We start from the raw sequence: 26,325 nt of genomic DNA on the forward strand, positions 1-26,325 counted from the left end.
GCAGGTCAATGAAGGGGATATGGGCGAGCTACTTCAGGCTTCCAATCGACAGCCCTCCCTGCCAGTAGCGCTGCAGGGACAGGAAGGCGATGATCAGCGGGATGACCGACACCAGCGAGCCAAGGATGATTATGCTCCACAGGCTCTCGCCACCCGCCGCCCCGTAGGTCGACGCAGTCGACTGCCAGAGTCCGATTCCGACCGTCACGGGGAAGAGTCGGTTGTCTGACAGCATCGCGAGCGGGAGGAAGTAGTTGTTCCACGACGCCACGACAGACAGCAGCAGAACAGTCACGATCGCGGGGCGCATGAGCGGGACAGCGACCTGGAGGAACGTTCTGAACTCGCCCGCGCCATCCACTCGTGCGGCATCCATGAGTTCGTCTGGCACCGCATCGCGGGCATAGACGTTCATGAGGTAAACGCCGAACGGGTTCAGCAGCGTCGGCAGGATGACCGCCCAGATCGTGTTCGTGAGGCCGGCCTGCGAGAACAGGATGAAGGTCGGGATGACGAGCGCCGTCATCGGGACCATCACGGCACCGAGCAGGATCGCGAAGGCCGCGCGCCGCCCGCCGAAGCGGAACTTCGCGAACCCGTATCCGGCGAGCACCGCCAGCACGGTCGCGCCGATCCCACCCGCGAACGCGTAGAGCGCTGAGTTCGCGAGCCACCGGGTGAAGATTCCGCCGCCATAGGTGAACAGCTGCACGAAGTTCTCGATGTAGTTGACATCCGGCGCGAACCACAGCGCGTTGCCCCCGCCGAACAGGCCGGCAGAGCTCTTCGAGCTGTTCACGATGACCCACCAGAACGGGACCATGAAGTAGACGACGAGCAGGCCGAGAATGATCTGCATCGGGATGTGGCGTGAGGTGCGACGCGTGCGCCTGGTCACTGTGGTGCTCATGAGAAGAAGCTCCCTCGCTTGCGAGTCGCGAACAAGAAGATGTACACGCAGATGAAGACGACGGCGCCGAGCGCGAACGAGATCGCCGAACCGTAGTTGTAGTTCGCCAAGGAGAACGCCTGTTGGTAGGCGTACATGTTGGGGGTGAAGTCATTCGGGAGGGACCCGGCGGCGAGCGGCTGCAGGATCTTCGGTTCATTGAAGAACTGCAGGGTGCCGATGAGCGCGAACACGAGAATGAGCATGAGCGCGGGCGAGACCAGCGGAATCTTGATGCGCATCGTGATCTGCCACTGTGACGCACCGTCGATACGGGCAGCCTCGTAGAGCGTTGGATCGATGCCCTGCAGCGCCGCATACAAGATGATCATGTAGTAGCCAACCCACTGCCAGGTCACCACGTTGAACAGGCCGTAGAAGATCAGGCTTCTGCCGAGAAAGTCCGGCCCGGCCATCCCGAACGCGCCGAAGATGTCTGCGATGGGGCCGAAGTTTTTGCTGTAGAGGAAGCCCCACATCAGCGCACCGATGACGCCGGGAATGGCATACGGCATGAAGATCATGAGGCGAGAGAAGCGCGCAAACTTTGTGACGACGGCGTCGAGTACAAGCGCGATAGCGAGCGAGATGGCCATCTGGATCGGGATCAGCACGAGCGAGAACCGGATGACGAACGACACGCCATCGAGGAACGACGGGTCGGTGAAGACCTTGAGATAGTTGCCCGCGCCGACGAACTTCGTGCCGCCGATCAGTGCCTTCTGGAACAGGCTGAGGTAGAGCGCGAAGCCGAGCGGAAGGATGAGCAGCGCGAGAAAGACGATCCCGAACGGGCCGACGAAGAGCCACCCGGTGAGGTTCTGGCGCGATGTCTTCGATCGGCGACGCCGCGCCGGAGGAGCAGACGTCAGCGATGGCGCGGATGTGACGGATGGGGCGGTCATGAAAACTCCCATTCTGAGGGGAAGGGGTGGAAGGGAGCGACGGCGGGCCGGCCCGTGAGTTCACGGACCGGCCCTCCGCGCTGGGTCACCTATTTTTTGACGGTGAACCCTTGCTCGGTCGCGTACTTCGCAACGTCCTTCTGCAGCGCGTCGGCTGCCTGGGACCCGGTGATGGATCCGTCGTTCATCGACGCGATCTGCTTCGTGATCGCACTGTAGTAGTACTGCCCAATCGGCGTGTAGGTCATGCCCTTGTAGCCGTTGGCCGCGGGGATGTAGACCTCCTTGTTAGCCTGCTGGCCGCCGAAGAACTTCGACTTGAGGTCGATGAACTCTGGGTCGTTGAGCGCGTTGACGTTCAGCGGGAAGATGATCTGGTTGACCCAGCCGTCCTTGAGGGACGCGTCATCCGCGTAGACCCCGAAGGCAACCTTGGCCGCGAGCTTCGCATCCTTGGCCTGGCTCGTCACCGAGAAGGCGGAGCCACCCCAGTTGATCTGGACCGGGTTGCTCGGGTCCCACTGTGGGATCGGAGCGGTTGCCCACACGTCAGCGTCCGCACCCTTACCGACACCCGCACCCTGGAGGTAACCAGGGGCCCAGGCGGCCGAGAGGTAGGTTGCGTAGTCTCCGCCGATCACGCCGGCGATGTACTCCGGGGTGAACTGGTCTTCAGTGCCGACGAGACCCTTCTTGGTCATTCCGGCCCAGTAGTCCAGCACCTCCTTCGACGACTCCGAGTTCAGGCTGATGCCGATCTCTCCGCCGTTGGAGGTGGAGTAGGAGAAGGGCTCCGACCCGTTCTGGGTCAGCAGTGCGGTGACGTAGGCCGGCTGGTTCGCCGGGAAGTCGCCGAACTTGGGTCCGCCGGCATCCTTGACCTTCTGCGCGGCCGCTTCGTACTCGGCCCAGGTGGTGGGCGGCGTGATGCCGTACTTCTCGAAGACATCCTTTCGGTAGATCATCGCCATCGGGCCGCCATCGACCGGGGCGCCGTAGACGCCGTCGCCAACGGAGACGTCCTTCCACGCCCCTTCGCTGAAGTTGTCCTTCACATCGTCGTAGCCGAACTTCTTGATGTCGACCAGGGCGTTCTGGGCCTGATACGCCGGGATGCGGTCAGCCTCAACCATGATGACGTCCGGTGCGCCGTTGCCCGCGGAGATTGCCGTCTGGAACTTGTCGTATTCTGCGCCTCCGGCGCCCGCGTTCGTCCAGCAGACCTGCACGTCGTCGTGCGCCTTGTTGAAGTTGTCGACAACCAGCTCCATGTTCGGATACCACGCCCACATCGTCACGACGGGAGCATCGGTCTTGGTGATCTTGTTGGTGCAGTTACTCGCGTCGCTGCTCTTCGATTCACCAGCGGAACAGGCGGCCAGAGAGGCCGCGACCACGAGGGTCGCGGCTGCCGCGATCACTCTTTTAATCTTCACTGATCAATACCTTTCGAATGCGTGGATAACTCTGTCGGTGTTGTTCATCGGCGAGTTGTGGCACGCGGCGAGGAGACCGCGTGCCACACCGTACTCGGTTCCGATACCTAATTTCCAACGTTGCACTTCCAACGTTGTAATAAGACTATTGCTAAGCTCAGACGCACTGTCAAGCGAAACCGCAAAAATTTGTCCCGCACCATCGAAAAAGCCAGGGAAGGGCACATGGTCTCGACTCTCCACGATGTGGCCCGGGTTGCGGGCGTGTCGATCAAGACCGTCTCAAACGTCGTCAACGACTACCCCCACGTGCGGCCCTCCACCCGAGAGCGCGTGCTTTCTGCCATCGCCGAGGTGGACTATCGCCCGAACCTCACGGCCCGTGGTCTGCGATCCGGGCGCACCGGTGTGATCGGCCTCGCGATACCCGAGCTCCGCCAGAACTATTTCGCCGAGCTCGCCGACACGATCATCCGCGCCGCCCTGCGCCACAACGTCTCGGTGGTCATCGACCAGACCGGTGCGACGCGGGATGGCGAACTCGCGGTGCTCTCGGGCGAGCGGCTCCGCCTCACGGACGGCGTGCTGTTCAGTCCGGAGGCGCTCGGCCAAGACGACATCGAGAAGCTCAACGTCTCGTTTCCGCTCGTGCTGCTGGGCGAGCGGATGTTCGGCGGCGCCACAGACCACGTCACGATGCACAACGTGGAGTCGGCCAGGGCCGCGACCGAGCACCTCCTCGGCATCGGGCGCCGCCGCATCGCGCTGATAGGTGCGCACCCGCGCCACAGGGACGACATCCGCTCAGCGAACCTCCGCCTGCGCGGCTACCGCGAAGCGCTCGAGGCCGCGGGAATCCCGTATGACCCGCAGCTGGTTCGGGATGCTGCTCCGTGGCACCGCGAGAACGGCGCTGCCGCAACGCGCGGCCTCCTGCAAGATGGCGTGGACTTCGACGCCGTGTTCGCCTTCAACGACACCCTCGGCCTGGGCGCGCTGCGGGCGCTCGGCGAGGCCGGCGTGAGGGTACCGGAGGATGCCGCGGTGATCGGCTTCGACAACATCGATGAGTCCCGCTTCGCCCTGCCCTCACTGTCGAGCGTGGACCCGGGCCGCGACCAGATCGCCCAGGTCGCCGTCGAGATGCTCCTCGAGCGCATCGAAGAAAAGGGCGAGCCGATCCCCCCGCGCCAGATCTTCGCCGACTACCACATCGTCGGCCGCGAATCGACGGGCTTCCCCCACCCCGAAGACGAAGAGACGAGCGCCGCCGCTGCGGTTCGGGTCGCCTGACGCGCTTGCCCCGGCTGTTCAACCAGCGAGGGTTTATCGTGCGGACTCGTGCTCGCCCGGTACGCCGATCAACGACGTCCCGAGACATCACACAGTGCACCAAAGCGAGGTGCTTGCGAACATAACAACAGGGGTGAGAAACCTGTTTCGGCTCCTCCAAAATGGCGAGATGGCCGCTGTATTGCAGGTCGAGCCACGAGAGGGGCGACCATTCCACTCCAGCGTGAAGCACCTCTCGGCTATCGAGATTGATCAGATGGTCCACGATTATCAAACAGGAGTGGGATCACTCTACGATCTGGCCGACATCTATGGTGTTCATCGCACTACGATTGCCCAGCATCTGAAGCGACGCGGCGTCCGGGTTGGCAAGCTTCCGCTCGAACAGCCCGAGATAGAACAAGCACGGACGTTGCACAAACAGGGGCTGTCACTAAATGCGATAGGGCGGGAATTGAGACGAGACCCAAAGACGGTGAGAGCGGCGCTGCGTTAATCCAAACTATCTATGGACCTACGTCCTCTTTACCGACAGAAGCATCTTCTTCACGGGCTCGGGCATTAGGCCCAAGGTGCAAGTGGACTCAACGAGTTTTGCAAAATTTCTCCATGCCTGATCTCGAACCTGGCGTTCGGTGATTCCGTAATGACGAGCAAGCGTTCTCTCAACGTCTTGAACTCGACCAGGTAGGCGAGGTTTCGAGGAAAAACGATCGCCCGAGGGATGGTCTGTTTCAAAAAGAATTCGATCTAGTGGCAGGTCATTGAGTACCTCAGTGTTTCGCGCCATAGACGCATTGACCGAGAAATAACAACCTAGCTCGATTGCTTTCCGAGTGCTTGCGCGATCACCAAGCCACCAATGAAGAATGTGACCAGACTTCAAAGGTCGTCCGTCTAAGAGCGCGACTAGATTTGCTGTTGCTTCAAATGAGTGAAGAGAGACAATTCTGCCGAGATCGTCAGAGATCGCGAGGACGTCCCGGAGCACTTCCTCCTGTTTGCTAATAGCGACCCGAGAAGTCCCATCGAGCCCCACTTCTGAAATAAACGGAGTGCCCTTGGCGGCTAAACGAAATGCTGCGCTGTCAAAAGCCTTTTGGACGCCGACGAGAGACGGATGGCAACCGACCCCCCAAACACTTACAAGGTCGTCACGATCCTTCACTAACTCATAATCGCTAATGGAACGCGTCGCGATGAAAACTACAGCTCCGAGATCTTCAAGCTCTCGTTTTGATACTGAAGCATCTATATGAGCGTGTACGTCAAGAGGTGGAAGTGCGCTCAAATCAGCGATTCTCCAAGTTCGTTTAATCCGCGCTCACACAGCTCAAACGCCTCACGAACTCCAAGACCGTCAGGTAGAGGCATTGCCATTACCGTTGGCATATCGATACCCGATTCTACGAAGTCACGAGTTGCTTCCAGAATGGACTTCGGCTCGAGATATTTCGCATACTTTGCACTCTCGTCGCTGAGATACGTCGTCCGATCCACAACTCCGGAAGCCTTGAACGAGGCTTTACGAACGACACACCCGAAACACACCCCGCAATGAGTGCCACTTGTGACGCCTTTAATATGGTGCTGGTCAGTGTGCGAGCAAGAGTTCGTAGCACTCAAGAATGTTGACGCCTCTACAGGACCCAGGATCTTCGCCACCTCGGCAAACATCTCTCCTTTTGTCATCTTCTGAAATGGGTTCTCAATGACGCCGTGAGCTCCGACGTCTGCCAGTAGCAAACTTACTTGTTCCAAGAACCATGGCTGTGTAGTCCTGGTTGAGAGCACTCCGATTCTCTCTGGTCCAAGTGGGGGATTGAGCGATGCAAATCCATTTTCAGGAATCCAAAGAGGGTTGCCAGACTGGCTCGCGACAGCGAGACCTAGCGCCAAGAAAAGTAACGACCGAGAACGGCTCGATGGCTCGTTGCGGAAATAAGTTCCATCCAACCGTTTCCGCACGCGACCTAGAAAGACCTGGTGATGCGCAGCTGCCCTTCCTGGATAGGAGGCGTCAAGTGCAATCGCCACATTGCGCTGAGGAGTTCCCGCCACGCTCGAACTCGAATGAGAGACAAGCGTGTGCGTCTCATCACCTGTGAGGCCATGAGCAGAAACCAGCGCTCCGGTTGCCGAATCAGCACCACCACTGACAAGGACAACCCGTTTGGAGGTGTCGCCGATCATGGAGACCTTGGAGACAGCGATTTCCGCTTTCGAAAATGAGAACTTCCAGGAATCCCCAGTAAGAAAATTGACTGCCGCGACCAGCTGTGCCACATGAGCTGACCACACGCTGGGGTCGCTCACGGGGATAGTGAGATCGAGTTCACGCCGATTCCAGCTGGAACCGCGTGCCCTGCGGAGGACAGAGTGATCTGCCGCATATACGGTGAGTGCAATCCTGACAAAGTCTGCGTTCAGCGGAGCAACCGGACCGAGACTCGAAAGATCCGGCCTAAGTAGCGACTTGAAATTATCGTTGACGGAACCGTCCCACAAGAAGACCTCGTCTATGCCCACGAGCTTGTCGACTTCGGCCCGACTCAATGCGAGAGCAAGTGTGGTCATTTGCTGTCTCCGAATATTCCGGAGAGTTGGCCGACACCTTTTTCAATAGCCTCCGCAATCGCAGCAGACGTCGTCCCGACACTGTCGAGCGTGACTTTGCTCGCTACCACTCGTGCAGCAGAAGCAACCTCGGCTTCGATAGCTCGCCTCTTGGAGTGATCTTTTTCGGCCCGAATGGTAGAACCGACCTCATTAAGAGTCCCCTTTAGGACCATGAGCTCTATGGTGTGGCGGACAACTTCGTCAGGCTGCCGCGGTAATTCCGCTGGAGCGTCCAGCATCCAAGTAATCAGTTCGGCAACGATAAGCCTCGCCTCACTGTCTTCGATTGAACTATCAGGCTGAGTATCAAAAGCCACCGCGGCAATCTTCTGCCCGACGATTAATGGGTCGTTCAGTGATCGCAGTTCATCGTAATTAAGGCCGACCGACTCAAGCGCTTGACGATCTCCCGTTGCATATGCTCGAACAAGCGAACTAGCCCGTCCAGCCGGACCAGCTACACGTCCGACCGTCCTTCTCGGGCCACCAGAGGAACGACCAGATGCGCCGCCTCCACCCGCTCCTGTTCCACCGCCACCACTCGGTCCGTCACCGCCCCCACCTCCCCTTCGCCAGAGTCGAAGCATAGGGGCGAGACTCGCGGGGTCAAGGTGATGTGGATCAGCTACACCGGGTTGCGCGACATTAGGGTCTGATGGGGTTCCAGCCTCTGGTGGTGGAACCGTAGAGTCGCTGGCTGCGTCACCCAGCCAGTCAGATATGGCACCCCGAAGGCTGCCGGCATCCTTTCCACCGCTCCCTTTAAAAGAACCACTTGTACCCACTGTTAGCTCGATCCTTTCACTACGGAATCAATCGCTTTAACTAATCGGTCATCCTGAGCACCGTTTTTCCAAGAAGCAAGAAGCTCCGCGAACTGTTGAGTGGTGTCAGAGTTGAAGAGGAGTGCTGTCGAGATAGCCACTTCTTGTGATGGAAGCTTGCTCAGGGCAATCTTCGCGGTTCCGAGTGCTTGAGGATGTAGCGTCGATAGAGTCAAGATCGCGTTCACCGTGTTCAGCTGCACAGACGGATCGTCTTGCATCCGACGCCCTAGGTGCAGCAACAATTCAGTGACATCCCCAAGTGGCATCTGTTTCAGTTCTTCATCTTTAACGGATGTGCGGTCGATCTGCGAGCTCGACGTAAGCGCAGCCGCGATGTCTCGAAGTTGCTCCGGTAGCGATTCGTCTACCAACTGCCGTCCTTTGAAGGCTGCGGCAAGTGTCAGATAACCGGAGACTGCCGTCGCATCCAGTGCGGGTGGAAGCTTGGCCCATCGGACCATAGTCGCCGAGAATCCACCAAGCGTGTCGTCGTCTGGTTCGACCTGCCGCTTACCCGCTTTCACCGGCTTAGGATCGCTGCCTTCGTCCGTGACCTTTGTTCCGCTGGTCCGCACTTTCTCCAACGCTTCAAGCTGTGGTCGAAGCTGACCTTTCGCCAGCCAGTCGAGCACAGTTGTAAAGTCACCATCGAGCAGCTTCTCGAGCACCATAAGCTTTGCGATGGCGTCGGCTTCGAGCTTGATTCCCCGCTTCGAGGCCACAGAGGTCCGCACATTAAGATCATTCATGAAGCGCTTTATCCGGCGTGGATTGCCCTTGAACTTCTCGTAGAGAATTGGTGTCAATCGAGACGCCGTCGCTACTTCCATTGAGAGATCTTGTCCGGCCGGCAGCGATAAGTCATCAAGACTGCCCGCTCCAATACGAAGTGCTGAACAATCGAGAACGAGCTGGTCATAGGCCTCTTGGGAAGCCTTGAATTGAGCAAGGAGCAAGAAGAGATAGGCGCGCGTATCAAAGTAGCTAAGCGCGGGCAGCGGGATCGTCGTCTGAACGATCTTGTGAAGGTAGAGGCTAGCGACACCCTCCTCTTCATTCGAAGCATTCGGCGTCTTGAGCTTCTGCTGGATCGCATCGGCAACCCGCTCCTCATCCGCAGCGATAACAAAAGACATTCCCTCGACCGAGAGGAAAAGGCGTATTGCTTCAAGCGTTTCGACAACGGTGTCCGGCAAGCAACGATCCAGGTCATCCACGAGCACAACCACTTGGGAAACGTGCGCAAGAGCAGGCTCTTTAAGGAAGGCTCGGAACTCCTCTCTGAACGCCATCATTCCTTTCTCCGAGTCGAGGGTCTCAGGGGTATCGCTTACTAGATCAAGAACATCATCAAGCTTCGGAAGTTGAAGAGTGAGCGAGGTACGCGCAGCAAGTTTCAAAGCCTTGGCCCAGTTGACTCTCTTGACTAGCTTCTTGAACGTATCCCCTGCAGTCTTACCGACGGCATCAACGTCCGAGAACTCCGTGGAGAGCGCCGTCAGAACCTCGGATATCAAGCTCTCCTTAGGGCCTACAGATGGGTCATAGCGCCAGGGATCTGCACGGACTACGAGCACTGATTTCACATCGTCGGCAGCAGACCGCAACATCACTTGTGCGTCAATGAGGTTCAGAACGGTCGTCTTGCCGCTGCCCCAAGAACCGGAGACGCCTAACGCGATTGGGTTGAGCTTCTCATCAAACAAGGCATCTGCGATTGTCTCGGCAATCGCATTAAAGGATAGAAGATCCGTATTGGCTGGCTCATCGGACCAGAGCGAAAGACTCGTTATGTCCGAGACGTTATCGGCCATTGTGATCCTCCCCGGCAGTCACGTTACTGCACCGCCTCAGCCGCAATATGGCCCGAAAAAGTCGCAACAAAGCGCTTCAAGCTCGTGATATCGCTCATGTCATTGAACTCGCCGAGCACCCCGCCATCACGAGAAGAGGTAATCATCGAGGCACTGGTGTATAGCTGCTCCTGTACCATTCGGCGGCACAGAATCTCGTATCGTTGGAGATACGATGCATGTTCGAACTCAGGAAACGCTTTGAAATGTCGAGATCGTTCGCGTTCCATTGGGCGTCGTGATTCTGGAGCGTCTTCCACAAGCATTAGCCACCCGACAAATGGTCGCGGCTGCGCACCGAAGGCATTCTCTCGGTAGGCAGTCCAGAAGTCGTGCGCAGTGCCGATTGCCTCTTCAGTCCGGTTGTTGAAGTTGTTCCCAAACGATGGACCAACTTGTGATTTCAGTTCAATGGCAGCGATAAGTCGGCCGCCTCTCGTGACGACCAGATCCCAGTCCTTCGTGGGCCGAAAATAGCCGGGTAGCGTAACAAGAGCGCGGGAAGTATTGACTTCGGCATCGTGGAGCCCATTCGCCTCGACGAGGTCGGCGATTAACTTGACGAACCCGTCCATGTTTTTTCCGGACGTAACGCCAGCTCGTTCGCCCTGGTCAACCTTTCCACCCTCAGCTTGCTTGAGCGAGGCAGCACTTCTCGTCGACCAAAAATGATGGACCGCGTCCGCTGTCTTCGCTTCATAGTCGGATAGATCAATTGCCATCTAGTTAGTTCCCCCTAGGAACCCAAGGTCCCCGTCATTTAGTTTGTACATCTGCTCCAACAGCGTCGTTTCGAGCTTTCGGCCCGACTCTCCGGCGTCGATGAGTTCCGCTTGAACGTCGCCAGACAGACTTCCCCACTCAGGAACTCTGATTCTCTTTAGGTTCTGCGCCTGGAAGCGTAGGTAGCCACCGCCGATCTTCACCGAGTAGGCCTCGACGAAAAGATGAGCGATGCCAGATCGAAGGACCGCTTGTAGGGCCCGCAGATTCCACTTGGTCGAAGTAATGAAATAAAGATTGTGGTGCGGGTAGAGAGTTCCAGGGTCATAGGCGATGGCGTCACCGTCGCCTTTGATGTCCGGGATCAGAAGCTTCTCTTCCCAAGTTAAGCTGGGGGTAATTCGATCGATCGTTTTGTACCAGCGACTAGCGACGTTCGCTTTTGCCGTGTGCCTCTTTTCAAGCGCAGCACGGTAAGACTCAAGATGCGCCGCGAGACGCGGATACTGAGCCAGATCGACGAGCGGACCCTCGTCAGTGTAGGGGTTAACGATTCCCTTGCCAGTCCACTGCAACTGCCCGTTCGGAACGTCCTTGTTCGTAGCGAGCGGCAGTTTCCGATCATCCTCTACGTCGAGTTGATCAAGAGGCGCGATGAAAGCCTCGTCATTACCAGTTGCGACGCCGATACCAATCCTGCAACCAGCTTCGCCAAGTGTCGGAAATCGTGATTCCATGTGCCGGATGATTGGCAGCTGATGCGTGATGCTAAGAAGCCAGGGAGCGGTGCCGTTTGCGACCCGATCAATCTGCTGCACCGCAGCAGATCTGGTTGGACCGTCTGGGGCGATGATGTCACGAAGTAGCCCCGTAAGATACGTGCGATCTGCAGACTCCGCTTTGGCCACACGGCTCGATCCTGGTGCCTTATTTTCAATTACCGTGATCGATGGATAGGCTCCGACTCCGACTTCGAAGGCCTCTACCCCGTACATGTCCACGTAGTCACGCAGATTGAAGCCAGCACCAATCTTGGCGCGAAGCGCTCGACCATATTCGTTCTTGACCCAGGCGTCAGCGCAGATAAAACTCAATTTTCCATTCGGAGACAGCGCATCAAGAGATTTCTCGATGAAAGGGACGTAGAGATCTGCGCGACCAATCATTGAATGGAATTCTGCCCGGTAAGCAATCAGTTGGTCGGGATCGATCAGCTCCTGCCGGACGTAAGGTGGGTTACCAATCACATAGTCGAAGTGTTGGTCAAATTTCGTCCAGAGATAGTCCGCATTGATTAGCCAAGTATCGGCAAGATGAGCCGATTCGAATTCGCTGAACCCAAACTGTCTTAGCCGCTCGCGAAGCTGTCTCTTGAAGCTCGTAAAAGTAGGTGTATCAAGTTCCACCGCACGGATCGCATTCAGCAAAACTTTGTAGTCAGCATTACTAGAGCCGGACTTCCAACTCTCTACCAGGCGTTCAATGGCCGAGAGAAGAAACCTTCCGCCCCCGAAAGAAGGTTCGAGAAGGGACCGCTCATAAAGTGCGTCTGATGCGTCGTAGCCGATCAAATCGAGCATGAAGTCCACCACGGACTGCTTGGTGAAGATGGCCCCGCGCCTCTTCTCCTCGTGGCCATAGGTTCCCCCGAAGACTTGGGAACCACCGTTGTGCCCGATCTGAAGTGTAGGACTCGTCATGATCCCCCCAGACTAGCGGCGGGCACCGACAACCAACCCTCGGGAACTTGGGTGTCAGAATATGGCGAACTTCTGCGTCGTCTCGGATGTTGCACGGCTAATCTCCCGGCGACTTGGGTCGCCTCTACCTGCCGCTGATTATGAGGAATGTGGCGATTTTAGTCAACCGACCTCGCGAGCGGCCTAGGGGCGTCGAGGCAAAGAACCAGCCACCTCGATTGCCCGCTGGGCCCTATCGAGTAGAGCGACAAGTGTCTGACAGATCTCGACAAATTCATCTGGAGAGAATGTTCGGCCTTCGATCCAATCTGGCCGTGATGAGCTCTTCGTCTTTCGCCTCGGCTTCCACCCCCACCAAGCAAAATCTGTACTCTTCGGCCACACCCCATGAACGATAAAGTTCCTGTCTTCGAGCACAGCGTCGACCTCATCAAGAAGGATCGACACATTGGCAGAGAACTCCTGCTCTGCCGCATCACGGCAGTAATGCTGAAGTCGCTTCCGGATCGTCGATGAGTTCTCCACGAACCCCCTCCCTCCATACACATCCTGGGTCGCATTGTCGACGCTTGAGGCGAGCCCTTCGACCTTCGTCTCGAGAAGCGCCGCAAGCATCACGACCTTTCCAATCAGCGTCGGCAACCGAGACGGGACATAGCGGAATATCCCCTCCGGGATTACAAAGTCTGGAAAGCTTATGGGAGTTTCACGTGGTATCGGTTGCTCCTCACATTCGTCACACCGCCATCCCCCGACAGCGGGCTGCATTGGATTGAGACATACCCCACAGTTTGGAACATCTAGACCGTCCATCTGGTGATGGTAACTTGCGCGTGCCTTTGAGCGATCGGACAGTTGTTCCGTCTCACCGGTAGTGCTTCACTCAGAGCGTGCCTTGAGTGCATTTCGCACTCGGCACCGCACCTCTTCCTTGGTGATATGCGGCTCAACAGGAGAACCCATTCGGGGTTCACCGGCCGCACCACACCAAGGAAGGAGACGCTCAATGAGCGACTCAACACGCGCGACCAGCGCAGGCTATGGCCAGATCAAAACCCTGGCCGTCCGCCTCTCGGAAGACGTCCGCGCTCAACTGGACATCATCGCCCAACTGAACGACCGCACGGTCACGGACGAAATTCGCCTCGCAATCGAGGCATGGATCGAGAAGACAAAGTCTGATCCCTCCGTGCTTCAGCGAGCACAGTTCGTCCGGGATGAGATCGAACGCGAAGCTGCCACCAAGCGTGGTGCCATTGCGGCGATCTTCGACAACACGACAGCGAAGCCAAAGACTTCGTCGTCGACCCGTTCAACCTCTGAGAAGGACGGAGGTAGCTAGGCGTACCGAGTTGACCCTGACGGCTTGAGGCTTCGGTCTCGCCGTCGGGGCCGCTCCGAAAAACTGTGCCACACCCTCTCGCGGAGGGAACTCTCCAGCCACCCGGCTGGAGTAACCCCTCACGAAAGGAACGTGATCACCATGGTCACAGGCATCGTCATCCCACACGAAACACGGCTCGCACTTCAGAAGGTCGAGTTTCAGAACCTGACCGACTACCAAACGGCTGTCGGCGGGTACATCGAAACAGTCAAGATGGATGGCCACCCGTTGGTGATCGTCGCCGATGAAGACGGCAAGATGAAGCAGCTCCCGGTCAATCGACGAGCGACTTGTCTCTGGTGGCTCCTCACTCCAGGCAGCTTGGGCGGCGACTTCCTCGTTGGCGATGTCGTGATCCTCGGTGAATACCACCAAGGAAGAATGAACGACGTGCCGGAGAAGTTGACCGCATTGCTGCTCGAAACGAGTAGTTATGAGGTCCAAGCCTGCCTCAGTAAGCAGTTCAACACGTGGGTCCGAATCGGCAAGACCTACGCAGATTTCTTCGAAGCTGCGAGAAATGCGCTGACGCTGATGGAGGTTTGGGAGCCGCCCGGCGAAGTGAAGGTGGTCGCGGTCAACTAGCCACAGCCCCAGCTCGAATCGAGTTGGGGCCTTCAATTTATGAGTGTCGTGGCTCACACCATCCGAGTACTTGGTAGCGTGGGACGTGCGCGCATGAAGTGCGCCTAAATCCTCGGTTATTGACCGGGGATTTTTTGATGAGTAGCCCGCACAGCTCCTCGTGCCGAAGTCGCCCGTCGGCGTGTCCCACATCAGTCGACCGCCGCGAAGCCTATCCTGATAGTGCTTGTCATAGTTGCGCCCATTTTTCAGCCGGTCATCGACCGGCTTTTTTTGTGCCCGCGAGGCACCACAACTCCGCAGCTCACTGCGCTGCGGTCGCGTCAGTCGAGATGACTGACACCCACCCAAGAGGGGAGGTCGCGTTATGCACAGCATCCTTGTGGATCTGGCTCTCGTGACGCCTCTGCTGACCGGACTTGGAGTCTTCCTTGTTCGGCTTCTTCCCCTGGTATCAGACCGCGTGAACGCTCGCGCCGTCCGACTTGCCAGGGCGAAGAGCCAGCAGAAGCGCTAGCCAAAAACGCGCAAAGCATCTTGGGTAGGGAGAACTCTGCCCAAAATCGGCCGCTGTCACCCGTATTCAGTTACAATCATGCTTCGTCACAGTCAGGAAGTATCGTTACCTCTTCGATCGCCCCGCGCCCACGGGTAGTCCATGCCACCGACGCACAAGTCCGGACCAAAATCCCAGAACCTTTTCGCTCTGTTTTACCTCTGAGGTTCAGCGCAAATTGCGATGCTTGGGAACGGTGTCGGAAAGGGTTATTAGTAAACCCCTGTGTAAATGTAGCCGCCATAGTCGAGGGTTGTGATTTTCGTCCCATCGGCCGAAGAGGTTATGCCGTACCAATGCCTTGACCCAGCGCTCGTTTGCTGTGTCCATGTCGCACCAGAATCAGCGGAGGTATAGATATAGCCACCGTTATAGACCCCAGCAACCAGCTTCGTGCCATCGGCCGAAGACGCCGTCCAACCCCAACTTCTGGATCCGACACACGTTCGCGCAGTCCAATTTGCCCCCGAATCTGTGGAGGTATAGATGTAGCCAGGTGCGTTGTCGGTCGCGATCAATTTTGTACCATCAGCCGAAGACGACACCGAGTGCCAGCTTCTGGCCCCTGCGCTTGCCCGCTGTGTCCATGTCGCACCAGAATCTGTAGAAGTGGAAAGGTAACCGCCGCCGTATGCCCCAGTGACTAACTTTGTACCATCTGATGATGAGGCGAGCGCGACCCAATTTTGTGAACCTGCGCTTGTCCGCTGTGTCCAGGTTGCGCCAGAATCTGTAGAAGTAAAGGGGTATCCTGCCCCAGTGCTGCCATTGACCGCAGAAATCTTACTTCCGTCGGCCGAAGAGGCGAGACCCCACCAGATTTGCGCGCCAGTACTTGTACGCTGCATCCAAGTCACCCCAGAATCAGTTGACGTATAAAGATAACCGCCGTATTCATCTGCGACGAGTTTTGTGCCATCTGAGGATGACGCGACGTATAGCCAGGCTTTCGCACCACTGGCTTGTTGAGTCCACGTCGCACCAGAGTCTGTCGACGTATAGATATACCCGCCCGCGTATTCAGTGGCCACCTGCTTTACGCCATCGATCGAGGAAGCAACACCCCACCAGTTCTTGGCTCCCGCACTGGTGCGTTGAGTCCAGGTAATACTTGGTCCGCTGGCGACACAGCTGATATCTCCGCTGCATGTACCCACCGTCGGCACGGCATTCGCTGTTGAGACCATGTAGGACACGCCGCTGTTGGTGCCCGTCAGGCAGTAGCTATTACCAGCAGCAGTATACGTGTACTGATACGTCGTACCAGCACTAGCTTTCAGTCCAGCGCTGGACAGATCAGTCGGATAGGTTCCGTTGCTGATGTTGGCTACCTCGAGAGTCGTGGCGGCACCGTTCAGATCGCTTTGTAACGCTGCCACATGTGCTTTTTGCTGAATCCCGTTGTAGGCGACGATGGTAATCGCAGCCAAGATACCAATGACCACGATGACGATAAGAAGCTCGACGATCGTGAAACCGCGTCGGCCGTCATGTTTAGTAAGTGGTTTTGATGATGCCGTCCACATTTCTGAGCATGACTATGGAGCATGAGCGGTAATGAGTCAAGCGTAAAAAGACGATTCGGCTAGTCCCTCCGCTGCGGCTATTAGTCGTGCGCAGGTACGGAAACGCTCCGGACATCGATGTCTTAGGCGTATTGCCGTAGAGCCAGGGTCTTTGGGGTTAGATACCCGGATCAGGCTTCCGGGATAAACCCTCGTTGATAATTCTCGTCACCAGGTCCAGGCGATGCCGCTGAAGAGACCGCCGTGGAGGTCGCGGAGTCGAAGCGTTGCAACACCTCGGTCATCGAGTTGGATCTGGTTGCTGTCGTTTGGTGTGCCCGGTTGAGCGAAGAAGCTGACCTGTTGGTAGGTCCAGACCGTGCTCGGTTTCTCGCCGAGGAAGCCGACCTGGATCGAGGCGAGGAGCGAGCGCTCGTGGAAGGCGCGACTGGCGTTGACGATGGTGTCTCGCTCTTCGGCCGCTTCTTCGGGTTCGAGGGTGAACTTGAGGTCGTAGACCTCACCGCGCCGCATCGGCTCGTTACGCTCGCCAGTCGTGTCGCGGTGCCAGAAGTGGTCGTTGAAGCCTTTCGAGGTCTCTCGCGAGTTGACAGTGAAAGCACCTCCTGAGATGGCGGTCGCCTTCGCCGGGTAGGAGCGGCTGATAGTGAGGTAGTCCATTTCGTCGAAGGTAGCGACGAATCGGTAGTGCTCGCGGGTTTCTTTCCATGTGCGGTTCTCCACGACGATCAGGGTGCTGGTGGTCTCGTAGATGATGCCGTTATGCATCTCAGGGACGTCCAGCGTCAGCGGCGATTGCGCATAGGTTCCAGCAACAAGCTTGGAGACTAGATGCTGAAGGGCGACTGTTTCGCGGTTAGCGACGGTGTCGATGCCGCGCTCGACTTTGGCGGCATGCGCCTTCCGGCGCTCCTGCAGCCGCGTCAGTGGTGCCATGTCTGGACCGAGCGCGAAAACGTCCATAAGGAGTGCGGCCTCGCGCTCGTCGAGCGATCCGATTGCCGAGACCATGCGGCTCCGTACCCGCTCGAAGGAATCATCCTCGGCCTGTCGGAGTAGTCCGGCGACGAGCGGTACCTGCTCCAGCCTGCGCTGGGTGAAGCCCTCGCCTTTCCTTAGGAACGCCAAATCGTAGGCGAGGTCATCGGCTTGGGGTGTGCGGGATGTCATCGGACCCTTTGGTGGTTAGCGCGGCGGTAATTCCAACTTTATTCCGACTTTCTCCCCAGACTTTCGCCCGCACTTAGCGTCGAAATAGCCCAGTTCCAAGAGGTCCTGGGATACGAGATAAGGAGTGGACATGTTGAATTCCAAGACCGAGCTGATGTCGACAGGCGGTGCATTCAGCTCAAATGGGCTCGCCCAGATGTCGGGCAGCATGCAACGTCAGGCAAGCCGTGAGGTTGAACGGGTCCAGGCGCAAGCCTTGGTCGCGGACACCTACGAGCAGGGTCGGGCGCTGCTGACCAACACGGCACTGCAGAACGTCGGTGCGCTGTCGGCGCTGGAGCAGCACCTGATCCAGGTCGCCCCGATCGGAGAGGCACGTTACAAGCACATCGTCGACGCCTACGCCATGGGTGCCGCCCAAGCGATTCAGAGGTGGTGAGGGTGCTTGAGACCATCGGTACTTCTGTCCTGGTGCTCGCCCTGTATGCGTGTCTTGTCATCGCGATCGTTGAAACCATGAACTGGTGGGAACGCCGCCGCGAGGCGAAGATCGCCCGCATCGAGGCCGACCTGGACCAAGTTCAGGCCCGTATGCGAGCGACCATCCTGGATCTCGCGTCACAGCTCGGCGCCGATGCGCACGAGGCGCGTAAGGCGCTCATTCGGGAGTCGTTCCTCGTATCGAGGGACGAGTCCACGCCCCCTCGTTGACCGAATTACAACACCCGCAATCGCCGCCGGGTTCCGCACGGCACCAACGGAAGGCGACTGTCCGGTCGCTCTGAACTGGGAACGATCGGACAGTTGCCGGTGAGATTGCTCTGCTCTTCACTCAGGGAGCTGTGCGCGGGCGAAAGCCGCACGATCTAAGACCGACAGCAGAAAAGAGGAACTTCAATGACACAACCAAAGTATTCAACGCTAGTCGCAGATCCGCCATGGACGGGCCAATCTGGAGAAAAGCACTACGGCACCATGTCGCTAGAAGCCATCAAGAGCATGGGACCAGCGATCCGCGAGATCACATCCGACGATGCGCATTGCTGGCTCTGGGTGACCAACGCGACCGTTCCTCTCGGGCAGGAGGTGCTCGAGGCCTGGGGCTTCCAATATCGCTCAATCTTGACCTGGATCAAACCTCGGATCGGACTCGGCGTCTATCTACGCAACATGACCGAGCACGTCATGCTCGGTACTCGGGGCAAAGCACCGGTGAAATTCAGAGGTCAAGGCACGTGGCTATTCGCCCCGCTCCAAGACCATTCGCATAAACCCGAAGAGGTTCACGAGATCATCGAGCGCGTCTCTCCCAGCCCGTATCTTGAGCTCTTTGCTCGCAGGCCTCACCATGGGTGGGCCGTCTGGGGTAATGAGATTCCATCGGACGTCGATCTACCGGGCTGGCCGGTGCCCGACTCTCCTGCCACAAGGAGTGAAACGGATGTGGCGTAGAGATGTCCGAACCGACTGGGCCGGTTCGCACCGCCTGGAATGCCGTGATGCTTCTCTTCGGCGCGTGCTTGGTGCTTTGGCTGTGCGTGAAACTCATGGAGTCAATCTGGCCGTGGCTACTGGGTGGCGTGGTGGTCCTGTTGGTGATCGCCGGAGTCACGTTCTGGCTTCGGCTGCGTCGGGCGCGCTGGTGAAAGCCTCATCACAGCAAGCCATTCGCCTCCCGAATTCTCGGGGTCACACGCGTCCGATCGCTCACCCGTGCAGCCATTTGGGTATTGACATAATTTCGAAAAGTTGTATTACAAGGCGTGAGGGACCTTGCGCAGGGGTGGGCCTCACTGGATCCTATGGGAGCCAGTCATGAGCATTCGGAAACGTCAACAATCGAAACGTTCCTATGAGCGGCGTATCTCGGTACGAACTGTTCGCCGTAACCCACCGGATCTTCGGAAGCTAAGTCGAGCGCTGATCGCACTCGCGCAAGCTGATGCCGAAGCTCAAGCGCAGGCCCAAGCCGAACACTCCGACGGAAAGCACGGCAGGGAGGATCCAGATGAGGCCTCCTGAGCCAGGTCGCGCGCTTGTTTGGCAGCAGGTGCACTGGCCTGTTCCGCTGGACACCCAGCTTGCCTCGGGACTACTGCGTCGCTTGGCCTCAGACCTAACTCGGCAACCGGTCATCTGGGAGGTTCGTGTTTCAGAGGGATCAGTCACCCACGTGGTCGGAACACCGGCCCACCAGGTGAAGGCCGTCACCCGCGCCATTGAGGGGCTGGTGTCGGGCACGGCAACAAGCGCTGAGGGCGACGTCCGGCCACGGGTGGCCCGCAGCGCCCGCCTTCAGGTAAAGGGCCAGCAACTGCACCTTGCTGCGGACAACGCCCCACATGCGGCCCGGGCTCTCCTCGCCTCTCTCACCGAGGCACATTTCCGTGAAGAGCACGCTGTTCTCCAAGTCGTACTCTCGCGAGGTCGCTCGCCCCAGACGCTCGCAGCGCGACCTGCGGACCCGACGCAGTCGTGGTTCGACGTTCTTGCGAGTGGTGGACGACCAGCATCGAGTGAGCTCGCCGGACGCATGCGCGACAAAGCCAGTCAGCCCGGGTTCGAGGCAGTCATCCGAGTGGCAGCGACCGCAAACTCGGAGGCGCGTCGCATAACGATTATGCAAGGACTTCTTTCGGCACTTCGCACGCTGCAAGCACCAGGCGTGCGTATGAATTTTGTCAAAGACTCCGGTGACTCGCTCGATCGAGCGCTGGTCCCGTTCTGGACGCCGCTGCACCTCAGCATCGCCGAGACGCTCAGCCTGATCGCGTGGCCACTCGAAGCCGACGACCTCCCGGGACTTCCGGCCGCACACCCCAAAGCGCTCAGACTATCCACCACCGACGTCGAGAAGGTCCGCGTCTTCGCCCGAACCACCGCACCCGGCAATACTCAGCCCCTTGGTCTGAGTATCGAGGACAACCTCTTTCACTCCGTTATTGTCGGGCCGACAGGTTCGGGTAAGTCGACCGCCATGCTCAACCTGATTGTGGCCGACCTTCGAGCAGGGCGCGGACTCGTGGTGATCGATCCGAAAGGCGATCTCGTTCAAGACGTTCTCGAACGCATCCCGCAATCGCGTCGAAGAGATGTGGCCGTGCTCGACCCGACAGACTCGGCCCCGGTCGGACTCAACCCACTTCGCGTGCCAGGCACAAGTGCCGAACTGATTGCAGATGGCGTCGTCGCAATCTTCCGCGATCTGTTCCCTGGTGCATTCGGGCCTAGAACCAGCGAGATGGTGAGCGCCTCGACCTTGACGCTGGCCAGCCATCCGGGCGCGACGTTGACGTGGCTTCCACGACTTCTGACCGATGCGCGGTTTCGGTCGACCTTGATCGGTGGCCTCAACGATCCAGACGGGCTTGAGTCATTGTGGGCTGAGTACGGCGCAATGTCAGAGCGGCAGCAAGCTCAGTTTGCTGGTCCCGTCCTCTCCCGGCTGCGCCAGTTTCTGCTGCGCCCGAGTCTCAAGCGGGTATTAGACCAGAGCGAACCGAAGTTCCAGCTTGATGAGGTATTTACCAAACACAAGGTCTTGCTCGTGCCTCTCAACACTGGAATCTTGGGCAACGATGCCGCACGGCTTCTCGGATCGCTGTTGGTCTCGCAACTCTGGCAGCTCACACTTGGCCGCGCGGCACTGCCCAAATTGAGCCGCCCACCTGTGTCCATTTACGTTGACGAGTTGCAGGAGTTTATCCATCTAGGCGGCAATGATCTCTCCGATGCCCTCGCCCGTTCGCGCTCGCTCGGCGTCGTCTGGAATCTCGCACATCAGTTCCGAGATCAACTTCCGACCGACACGAAGAATGCGCTCGACGCAAACGCACTGAACAAGATCGTCTTCGGCCTTGGCGCGAAAGATGCTCGCGAGGTTGCAGCGATGGCACCCGAACTTGTCGCCGAAGACTTCATGACTTTGCCGCAGTACGGCATCTACACCTCCCTCATGAGGAGCGGGCGACACCTTGGCTGGGTGTCTGGTCAGACCTTGCCTCCCCCAGCGACGATGTCAAACACAGTCGAAATCGTCGCTGCAAGCCAGGCCCGCTACGGACGGGACCCAGAACCGGCGACCGATTCAACTGCACCAGTTGCCAATGCTCGGAAACCTGCTGCAGACGAGCCGATCGGTCGGCGCACACGGAGTCAGTCATGACAGATCAGAAGTGTGTATCTGACCGTCCGGTCGGGTATCCGTTCGCATCGTCGAACACCTGCCAGACTCCGGCGTCTTTGGCCCAATATCTGCCGTTTCGGGAGCCGACTACCACCCGATTCCGGGTGGTAGTCCCGGACCAAATGAGGCGACAACCATGACCCCGAATAACCGTCTAGGCACGTACAGCATCGCCATGCTGCAATCGATGGTGACGCCTCGCGACATGGAGATCCTTCGCTTAATCCGCGAGCACAGATTCCTGACAACCAAACAGATTCAGCGGTTGCTGTTTTGGGATCACGCATCTCCCGGCGCAGCAATCCGCGCATGCATTCGCGTGATGACTCGGCTGGAGCTGCGGGCGCTCATCTTCAAACTCAGCAGGCAGATCGGAGGCATCCATGCAGGCTCCGGGTCGTACATCTGGGGCATCGACGACGCAGGCGACCGCCTCCTGCGCGCCGAAAAAACCACCAAGAACACGAAGCGTCAGCGCACCTTCGACCCATCAGCGCTCTTCCTCGCTCACACGCTCGCCGTCGCGGAGACCCGCGTCATGCTTGAGGAAGCCGCGCACCGGAGTGATCTTGAACTCGTCACAGTGACAACCGAACCAACGAACTGGCGCACCTTCGTAGGTCGAGGCGGGACCGCCCAAATACTCAAACCGGACCTTCACGCGGTTACCGCTGTTGGCGAATACGAAGACCACTGGTTCATCGAAATCGACAACGGGACCGAATCGCTCCCGACCGTCATCGGCAAGTGCAAGATCTACCAGCGCTACTTCGAAAGCGGCCGTGAGCAAACAGACGCAGGTGTGTTCCCTAAGGTTGTCTGGCTCATGGTCGAGGCCCGACGCCGGGAGCATCTTATGGCCGCAATCAAGGCGGACAAGCTACTCGACGAACGACTCTTCTGCGCCGTGGCACCAGGCAAGTTCATCGATCTCGTTTCTGGCAGATCGACCCCCGATACGGCTGGAGTGAAGACAATTCCGCAACACCAAACATCTGGACTCCTCCGTGCAACGGAGCTATCTTCAGGAGGCCAATCCGAGGGAGGAGCACATGCCGCCCCAAATCTGGCGACTAGAGGAAGGGAGGCAACGCAATGAATACCGAACCCGAGACGTCACCGCGACCGCATGCAGTGAGCTACTTGAGGGTGTCGACAAAGGAACAAGCTGAACGAGATGGCGACCCGGAGGGCTATTCAATTCCTGCCCAACGCGAGGCGAACCGACGTGTCGCTGCAACGCTCGGCGCAGACATCGTTGAAGAATTTGTCGATCGAGGTGAGTCCGCTCGATCAGCCGATCGGCCCGAACTCCAGAAGATGCTGGAGTTTGTTCGGGAGCAACCGATCGCCTACTGCATCGTCCACAAAGTCGATCGCCTGGCCCGCAACCGCGCCGACGATGTGGCGATCAACCTGGCGCTGCAAAAAGCGCAGGTGCGGCTTGTGTCCGCGACCGAGAACATCGATGAGACACCAAGCGGCATGCTCCTGCACGGCATCATGTCGTCGATCGCGGAGTTCTACTCGCGCAACCTCGCCAACGAAGTCCTCAAAGGAATGCACCAAAAAGCGAAGACCGGTGGCACACCCGGTAAAGCACCAATCGGATATCACAACGCCGGCGTCACCAACGCCGAGGGACGCGAAGTGCGCACCATCGTCGTCGACGAGCAACGTGCCCAACTAATTGCCTGGGCATTCGAGACCTACGCGACCGGCGATTGGACGATCCGTAGTCTCGCGGAAGAGCTTGTCGATCGCGGCCTTATTTCAGCCCCGACACCTGCTCGACCGGGCAAGCCGATTCAGGCGAACCAGCTCCATAAGATCTTCATGAACCCCTACTACAAGGGCGAAGTCCGGTTTCAAGGCGCTGTCTATCCAGGACGCCATCAACCGATCGTCAATGAGGTTGTATGGCAAAAGGTGCAAGACGTCATGGCGTCCCACGTCGCCGGAGAGAAGGTACGCGACCATCACCATTACTTGAAAAGCAGTGTGTTCTGCGGAAACTGCGGCAGCCGACTAATCGTGCACCATGCTGTCAATCGACACGGAACTACCTACGAGTACTTCATCTGCAGCGGCCGTCACGAGAAACGAACTGACTGCTTACAACCCGCAGTCAACATTGCCCTTGTCGAGAGCAAGATTGTCGATCACTATCGGACGATTGCCCTCAGCCCCGAACTGCGTGCAGAGATAGAAATCACCTTAAAGCAGGAGCTTGAAGAGGGGATGGAACAGACCCATCGGCTACAGCACGACCTTCTGCTCGAGCAAGCGCGCCTGCAAGCCCGCAGCAAAAAGTTGCTCGATGGCCACCTTGACGGTGTAGTTCCGGCGGACCTGTACGCCGCAGAACAAAGTGGAATCTCACTCCAGCTTTCGTCTATCTCCGAGCGGCTTTCGACGATGACGATCAAGTTCTCAGAGCTAGAGAGCAACCTCGTCAGCGCGATGGAGCTGCTCCAAAATTGCTACGAGGCTTATCGCAGAGCGCCCGACCATATCCGTAGACGCTTCAACCAGGCGCTCTTCGTCCGGATCCTTGTCGACCAGAATGGCGAGATCCGCACCGAACTCGCGGAGCCATTCGAGATGATCCTGACCACCGAACCGATGGCGACCACAACCGCTGCGGGGCAAAAAGAAGAACCCTCAGCCAAGATTTCCTTGGTCGAGGGTTCTAGAGACGAACATTTGGTGCCCCTGGAGGGATTCGAACCCCCAACCGTTTCCTTAGGACGGAACTGCTCTTCCGTTGAGCTACAGAGGCTGGCTTGGAAAGTCTAGCGGGGACATCCGAGAAGCCGGCGGACAACGATAACTCAGGAGGAAATGCGAAACGCCGGGGAAAAGTGACGGTTTTGGGCGGCGTGTTGCAATTCTTCCGAAGTTAGGGATGGTGCGGGTCGAAGCGTGGGGGTCTCGATACGCTCGTCGCTCGCTATTCGACCACCGCGCTAGGCAGCAGGAGCCAGGAACTCTTCCCACTGGGGAACGTCGCGCTCGATGCCGCGCACCATCCACGAGGTGCCGTGCGGAGCGCGGGGGCGGATGCGCAGCTTCCAGCTCATCTCGGCGAGGGTGCGATCGCCCTTCTTGTTGTTGCAGCGCAGGCAGCAGGCCACCAGGTTCTCCCAGCTGTCCGCCCCGCCTCGCGAGCGCGGCTGCACGTGGTCGATCGTGTTCGCCGAGCCACCGCAGTATGCGCAGCGGTGGTTGTCGCGGCGCAGCACACCGCGGCGCGACACCGGGATTAGCCGACTATTCGGAATGCGCACGTAACGGGTGAGCAGGATCACCGAGGGGCGCGCCCACGAACCGGACGAACCGTACACCGGATGCTCCGCATCCGCCGAGACGATCGTCGCCTTCTGATTCATCACGAGCACGAGCGCTCGCTTGAAGGAGACCACGGCGAGGGGCTCAAAGCCCGCGTTGAGGACTAGCGTGCGCATTCTCATCCAATCGACAGATCCCTGGACGGCTTCCAGGCATTTCGATGCGTCCTGCGGCTCAGCTAGTGAAGAGAAAACTGTCAAACAAAAAAGGCACCGTCACGCAGTGACAGTGCCCGAAGTGCGCGCGCGGACGAATCCGCTCACCTGACAGAAATGCCGGATGTGAAAAAAGCCGCGGTCATCCAAGGCGTGGATGGTGCGGCGATCAGACATCAGCTCTCCCGAAATCACTCTCAGAGTTGCAAGACACCCAGATTAACGCAAAAAAGGGCACGCCTCTTACCAGGGCGCGCCGCGTTACCGTTCGTTAACGCTTCGACGAGCTCAGCGACCAGAATTTAGCCAGCTAATTACGCGTAGCGTCAGATGCCGACGTAGACGTGGATGGCGACCTCGTTGGGCAGCTCGAGCCCCTCGTCGGCACCCTCGACCTGCACAAGCACATAGGAACCGGATGCCGTGAAGCTGGCCCGCGCGCCCGGCACCGCGCCCGCGGCCCTCAACTGCTCCAGCAGTTCGGGCTCATACTGCACCGGCTCGCCCAGACGCGTGATGGTCCCCTGGATCGGGCCCACGGCGCCCAACACGTAGTTGACGATGTTGACCACGCCGTCCGAGAACTTGCCGGTGGGTTTCTGCCCCAGGCCCTCGAGCCCGGGGATCGGGTTGCCGTAGGGCGAGTGCGTCGGATGCTCCAGCATCTCGACGATGCGGCGCTCGACCTGCTCGCTCATCACATGCTCCCAGCGGCATGCCTCCTCGTGCACGAGCGCCCAGTCCAGGCCGATCACGTCGGAGAGCAACCGTTCGGCGAGGCGGTGCTTGCGCATCACGTTCACCGCCTTGCTGTGTCCGGCCTCGGTGAGTGCCAGGTGACGGTCGCCCTCGACCACGACCAGGCCATCCCGCTCCATGCGTCCGACGGTCTGCGAGACCGTGGGCCCTGAATGGCCGAGGCGCTCCGAAATGCGCGCGCGAAGAGGAACGATGTTCTCTTCTTCGAGCTCATAGATGGTGCGCAAGTACATCTCAGTGGTGTCAATGAGATCTGCCATTGAAGCCTCCTCGATGTCACGAATTGTGGGCAATCGCGCCTAGGCAAGCCTAACCTGTCCTCCTATCGCGCCGCGTGGAGGCGCACCC

23 protein-coding genes, 1 tRNA gene and 1 pseudogene are annotated in these 26,325 nt (G+C 58.5%); 10 read left to right on the top strand and 15 right to left on the bottom strand.

The genetic code is table 11. The features are described 5' to 3' along the window. Positions 1-28: 28 nt before the first annotated feature. From ABUA28_RS01555 to ABUA28_RS01565, 3 genes are all read right to left on the bottom strand, one after another. Positions 29-910 carry a carbohydrate ABC transporter permease gene (locus ABUA28_RS01555; protein WP_349902113.1) on the bottom strand — a complete coding sequence of 294 codons (882 nt, stop codon included), beginning with the start codon at positions 908-910 and terminating at the stop codon, positions 29-31. Then, positions 907-1,854: a carbohydrate ABC transporter permease gene (locus ABUA28_RS01560; RefSeq protein ID WP_349902115.1), complete on the bottom strand. Its 948-nt coding sequence runs from the start codon at positions 1,852-1,854 to the stop codon at positions 907-909. Before ABUA28_RS01560 ends, ABUA28_RS01555 begins: the two co-directional genes overlap by 4 nt. A gap of 89 nt (positions 1,855-1,943) precedes the next feature. Beyond that, positions 1,944-3,290 carry an ABC transporter substrate-binding protein gene (locus ABUA28_RS01565; RefSeq protein WP_349902117.1) on the bottom strand — a complete coding sequence of 449 codons (1,347 nt, stop codon included), beginning with the start codon at positions 3,288-3,290 and terminating at the stop codon, positions 1,944-1,946. Positions 3,291-3,515: 225 nt separating this feature from the next. Here ABUA28_RS01565 and ABUA28_RS01570 point away from each other — a divergent pair, with 225 nt between their 5' ends. Next, a complete protein-coding gene (locus ABUA28_RS01570) occupies positions 3,516-4,583 on the top strand; it encodes a LacI family DNA-binding transcriptional regulator (RefSeq protein WP_349902119.1) in 1,068 nt (355 codons plus the stop codon). Positions 4,584-4,752: 169 nt separating this feature from the next. Beyond that, positions 4,753-5,079, top strand: coding sequence for a helix-turn-helix domain-containing protein (locus ABUA28_RS01575; protein ID WP_349902120.1), 327 nt, complete (start codon positions 4,753-4,755; stop codon positions 5,077-5,079). A gap of 18 nt (positions 5,080-5,097) precedes the next feature. Here ABUA28_RS01575 and ABUA28_RS01580 read toward each other — a convergent pair whose 3' ends face one another. The 7 genes from ABUA28_RS01580 to ABUA28_RS01610 form a co-directional block, all read right to left on the bottom strand. Beyond that, positions 5,098-5,874 carry a TatD family hydrolase gene (locus ABUA28_RS01580; RefSeq protein ID WP_349902121.1) on the bottom strand — a complete coding sequence of 259 codons (777 nt, stop codon included), beginning with the start codon at positions 5,872-5,874 and terminating at the stop codon, positions 5,098-5,100. Next, complete coding sequence (locus ABUA28_RS01585) at positions 5,871-7,160, bottom strand: hypothetical protein (protein ID WP_349902123.1); 1,290 nt, start codon at positions 7,158-7,160, stop codon at positions 5,871-5,873. Before ABUA28_RS01585 ends, ABUA28_RS01580 begins: the two co-directional genes overlap by 4 nt. Further along, on the bottom strand, positions 7,157-7,519 hold the full coding sequence (locus tag ABUA28_RS01590) for a hypothetical protein (protein ID WP_349902124.1): 363 nt from the start codon (positions 7,517-7,519) through the stop codon (positions 7,157-7,159). Before ABUA28_RS01590 ends, ABUA28_RS01585 begins: the two co-directional genes overlap by 4 nt. 470 nt (positions 7,520-7,989) lie before the next feature. Beyond that, the gene (locus ABUA28_RS01595; RefSeq protein ID WP_349902126.1) at positions 7,990-9,843 is read right to left on the bottom strand and encodes a KAP family P-loop NTPase fold protein; all 1,854 of its coding nucleotides are present in this window, start codon (positions 9,841-9,843) and stop codon (positions 7,990-7,992) included. A 23-nt stretch (positions 9,844-9,866) separates the two neighbouring features. Beyond that, a complete protein-coding gene (locus ABUA28_RS01600; protein ID WP_349902128.1) occupies positions 9,867-10,604 on the bottom strand; it encodes a PaeR7I family type II restriction endonuclease in 738 nt (245 codons plus the stop codon). Continuing rightward, the gene (locus ABUA28_RS01605; RefSeq protein ID WP_349902130.1) at positions 10,605-12,305 is read right to left on the bottom strand and encodes an Eco57I restriction-modification methylase domain-containing protein; all 1,701 of its coding nucleotides are present in this window, start codon (positions 12,303-12,305) and stop codon (positions 10,605-10,607) included. A gap of 183 nt (positions 12,306-12,488) precedes the next feature. Next, positions 12,489-13,118, bottom strand: a complete 630-nt coding sequence (locus ABUA28_RS01610) for a hypothetical protein (protein WP_349902132.1) — start codon at positions 13,116-13,118, stop codon at positions 12,489-12,491. 193 nt (positions 13,119-13,311) lie between these two features. Here ABUA28_RS01610 and ABUA28_RS01615 point away from each other — a divergent pair, with 193 nt between their 5' ends. Further along, on the top strand, positions 13,312-13,647 hold the full coding sequence (locus tag ABUA28_RS01615; RefSeq protein ID WP_349902134.1) for a hypothetical protein: 336 nt from the start codon (positions 13,312-13,314) through the stop codon (positions 13,645-13,647). Between the two features lie 141 nt (positions 13,648-13,788). Then, positions 13,789-14,274, top strand: a complete 486-nt coding sequence (locus tag ABUA28_RS01620) for a DUF3846 domain-containing protein (protein WP_349902684.1) — start codon at positions 13,789-13,791, stop codon at positions 14,272-14,274. Between the two features lie 768 nt (positions 14,275-15,042). Here ABUA28_RS01620 and ABUA28_RS01625 read toward each other — a convergent pair. After that, the gene (locus ABUA28_RS01625) at positions 15,043-16,356 is read right to left on the bottom strand and encodes a prepilin-type N-terminal cleavage/methylation domain-containing protein (RefSeq protein ID WP_349902136.1); all 1,314 of its coding nucleotides are present in this window, start codon (positions 16,354-16,356) and stop codon (positions 15,043-15,045) included. Between the two features lie 207 nt (positions 16,357-16,563). After that, entirely contained in the window at positions 16,564-17,526 is a 963-nt protein-coding gene (locus ABUA28_RS01630; RefSeq protein ID WP_349902138.1) for a hypothetical protein, read from the bottom strand. Between the two features lie 130 nt (positions 17,527-17,656). Here ABUA28_RS01630 and ABUA28_RS01635 point away from each other — a divergent pair, with 130 nt between their 5' ends. From ABUA28_RS01635 to ABUA28_RS01660, 6 genes and pseudogenes are all read left to right on the top strand, one after another. Further along, entirely contained in the window at positions 17,657-17,965 is a 309-nt protein-coding gene (locus ABUA28_RS01635) for a hypothetical protein (protein ID WP_349902140.1), read from the top strand. A gap of 2 nt (positions 17,966-17,967) precedes the next feature. Further along, entirely contained in the window at positions 17,968-18,237 is a 270-nt protein-coding gene (locus ABUA28_RS01640; protein WP_349902142.1) for a hypothetical protein, read from the top strand. Between the two features lie 186 nt (positions 18,238-18,423). Continuing rightward, entirely contained in the window at positions 18,424-18,978 is a 555-nt protein-coding gene (locus ABUA28_RS01645) for an MT-A70 family methyltransferase (protein WP_349902144.1), read from the top strand. Between the two features lie 1,219 nt (positions 18,979-20,197). Further along, entirely contained in the window at positions 20,198-21,691 is a 1,494-nt protein-coding gene (locus ABUA28_RS01650) for a type IV secretory system conjugative DNA transfer family protein (protein ID WP_349902146.1), read from the top strand. Between the two features lie 157 nt (positions 21,692-21,848). Continuing rightward, complete coding sequence (locus ABUA28_RS01655) at positions 21,849-22,811, top strand: replication-relaxation family protein (protein ID WP_349902148.1); 963 nt, start codon at positions 21,849-21,851, stop codon at positions 22,809-22,811. Continuing rightward, positions 22,808-23,872: pseudogene (locus ABUA28_RS01660) on the top strand (recombinase family protein); the annotation flags it as partial. The gene ABUA28_RS01655 and the pseudogene ABUA28_RS01660, both read left to right, overlap by 4 nt. 547 nt (positions 23,873-24,419) lie before the next feature. Here the strand turns inward: ABUA28_RS01660 and ABUA28_RS01665 are convergent. The 3 genes from ABUA28_RS01665 to ABUA28_RS01675 all read right to left on the bottom strand — a co-directional run bounded on the left by ABUA28_RS01665 (position 24,420) and on the right by ABUA28_RS01675 (position 26,237). Then, positions 24,420-24,494: transfer RNA gene (locus ABUA28_RS01665), tRNA-Arg, on the bottom strand. A gap of 187 nt (positions 24,495-24,681) precedes the next feature. Beyond that, entirely contained in the window at positions 24,682-25,179 is a 498-nt protein-coding gene (locus ABUA28_RS01670; protein WP_349902150.1) for an HNH endonuclease, read from the bottom strand. A 365-nt stretch (positions 25,180-25,544) separates the two neighbouring features. After that, the gene (locus ABUA28_RS01675) at positions 25,545-26,237 is read right to left on the bottom strand and encodes a metal-dependent transcriptional regulator (protein ID WP_349902152.1); all 693 of its coding nucleotides are present in this window, start codon (positions 26,235-26,237) and stop codon (positions 25,545-25,547) included. Positions 26,238-26,325 lie beyond the last annotated feature (88 nt).

It is taken from the genome of Parafrigoribacterium humi, from assembly GCF_040227205.1.
Lineage (GTDB): Bacteria > Actinomycetota > Actinomycetes > Actinomycetales > Microbacteriaceae > Parafrigoribacterium_A > Parafrigoribacterium_A humi.

Excerpts from the sequence above, each read along its gene's own strand:
- ABUA28_RS01585 (WP_349902123.1), bottom strand. The coding sequence starts at position 7,160 with ATGACCACACTTGCTCTCGCATTGAGTCGGGCCGAAGTCGACAAGCTC.
- ABUA28_RS01630 (WP_349902138.1), bottom strand. The coding sequence starts at position 17,526 with ATGACATCCCGCACACCCCAAGCCGATGACCTCGCCTACGATTTGGCG.
- ABUA28_RS01650 (WP_349902146.1), top strand. The coding sequence starts at position 20,198 with ATGAATTTTGTCAAAGACTCCGGTGACTCGCTCGATCGAGCGCTGGTC.
- ABUA28_RS01595 (WP_349902126.1), bottom strand. The coding sequence starts at position 9,843 with ATGGCCGATAACGTCTCGGACATAACGAGTCTTTCGCTCTGGTCCGAT.
- ABUA28_RS01655 (WP_349902148.1), top strand. The coding sequence starts at position 21,849 with ATGACCCCGAATAACCGTCTAGGCACGTACAGCATCGCCATGCTGCAA.
- ABUA28_RS01570 (WP_349902119.1), top strand. The coding sequence starts at position 3,516 with ATGGTCTCGACTCTCCACGATGTGGCCCGGGTTGCGGGCGTGTCGATC.
- ABUA28_RS01605 (WP_349902130.1), bottom strand. The coding sequence starts at position 12,305 with ATGACGAGTCCTACACTTCAGATCGGGCACAACGGTGGTTCCCAAGTC.
- ABUA28_RS01625 (WP_349902136.1), bottom strand. The coding sequence starts at position 16,356 with ATGTGGACGGCATCATCAAAACCACTTACTAAACATGACGGCCGACGC.
- ABUA28_RS01615 (WP_349902134.1), top strand. The coding sequence starts at position 13,312 with ATGAGCGACTCAACACGCGCGACCAGCGCAGGCTATGGCCAGATCAAA.
- ABUA28_RS01600 (WP_349902128.1), bottom strand. The coding sequence starts at position 10,604 with ATGGCAATTGATCTATCCGACTATGAAGCGAAGACAGCGGACGCGGTC.
- ABUA28_RS01635 (WP_349902140.1), top strand. The coding sequence starts at position 17,657 with ATGTTGAATTCCAAGACCGAGCTGATGTCGACAGGCGGTGCATTCAGC.
- ABUA28_RS01610 (WP_349902132.1), bottom strand. The coding sequence starts at position 13,118 with ATGGACGGTCTAGATGTTCCAAACTGTGGGGTATGTCTCAATCCAATG.
- ABUA28_RS01620 (WP_349902684.1), top strand. The coding sequence starts at position 13,789 with ATGGTCACAGGCATCGTCATCCCACACGAAACACGGCTCGCACTTCAG.
- ABUA28_RS01675 (WP_349902152.1), bottom strand. The coding sequence starts at position 26,237 with ATGGCAGATCTCATTGACACCACTGAGATGTACTTGCGCACCATCTAT.
- ABUA28_RS01670 (WP_349902150.1), bottom strand. The coding sequence starts at position 25,179 with ATGCGCACGCTAGTCCTCAACGCGGGCTTTGAGCCCCTCGCCGTGGTC.
- ABUA28_RS01575 (WP_349902120.1), top strand. The coding sequence starts at position 4,753 with ATGGCCGCTGTATTGCAGGTCGAGCCACGAGAGGGGCGACCATTCCAC.
- ABUA28_RS01645 (WP_349902144.1), top strand. The coding sequence starts at position 18,424 with ATGACACAACCAAAGTATTCAACGCTAGTCGCAGATCCGCCATGGACG.
- ABUA28_RS01560 (WP_349902115.1), bottom strand. The coding sequence starts at position 1,854 with ATGACCGCCCCATCCGTCACATCCGCGCCATCGCTGACGTCTGCTCCT.
- ABUA28_RS01555 (WP_349902113.1), bottom strand. The coding sequence starts at position 910 with ATGAGCACCACAGTGACCAGGCGCACGCGTCGCACCTCACGCCACATC.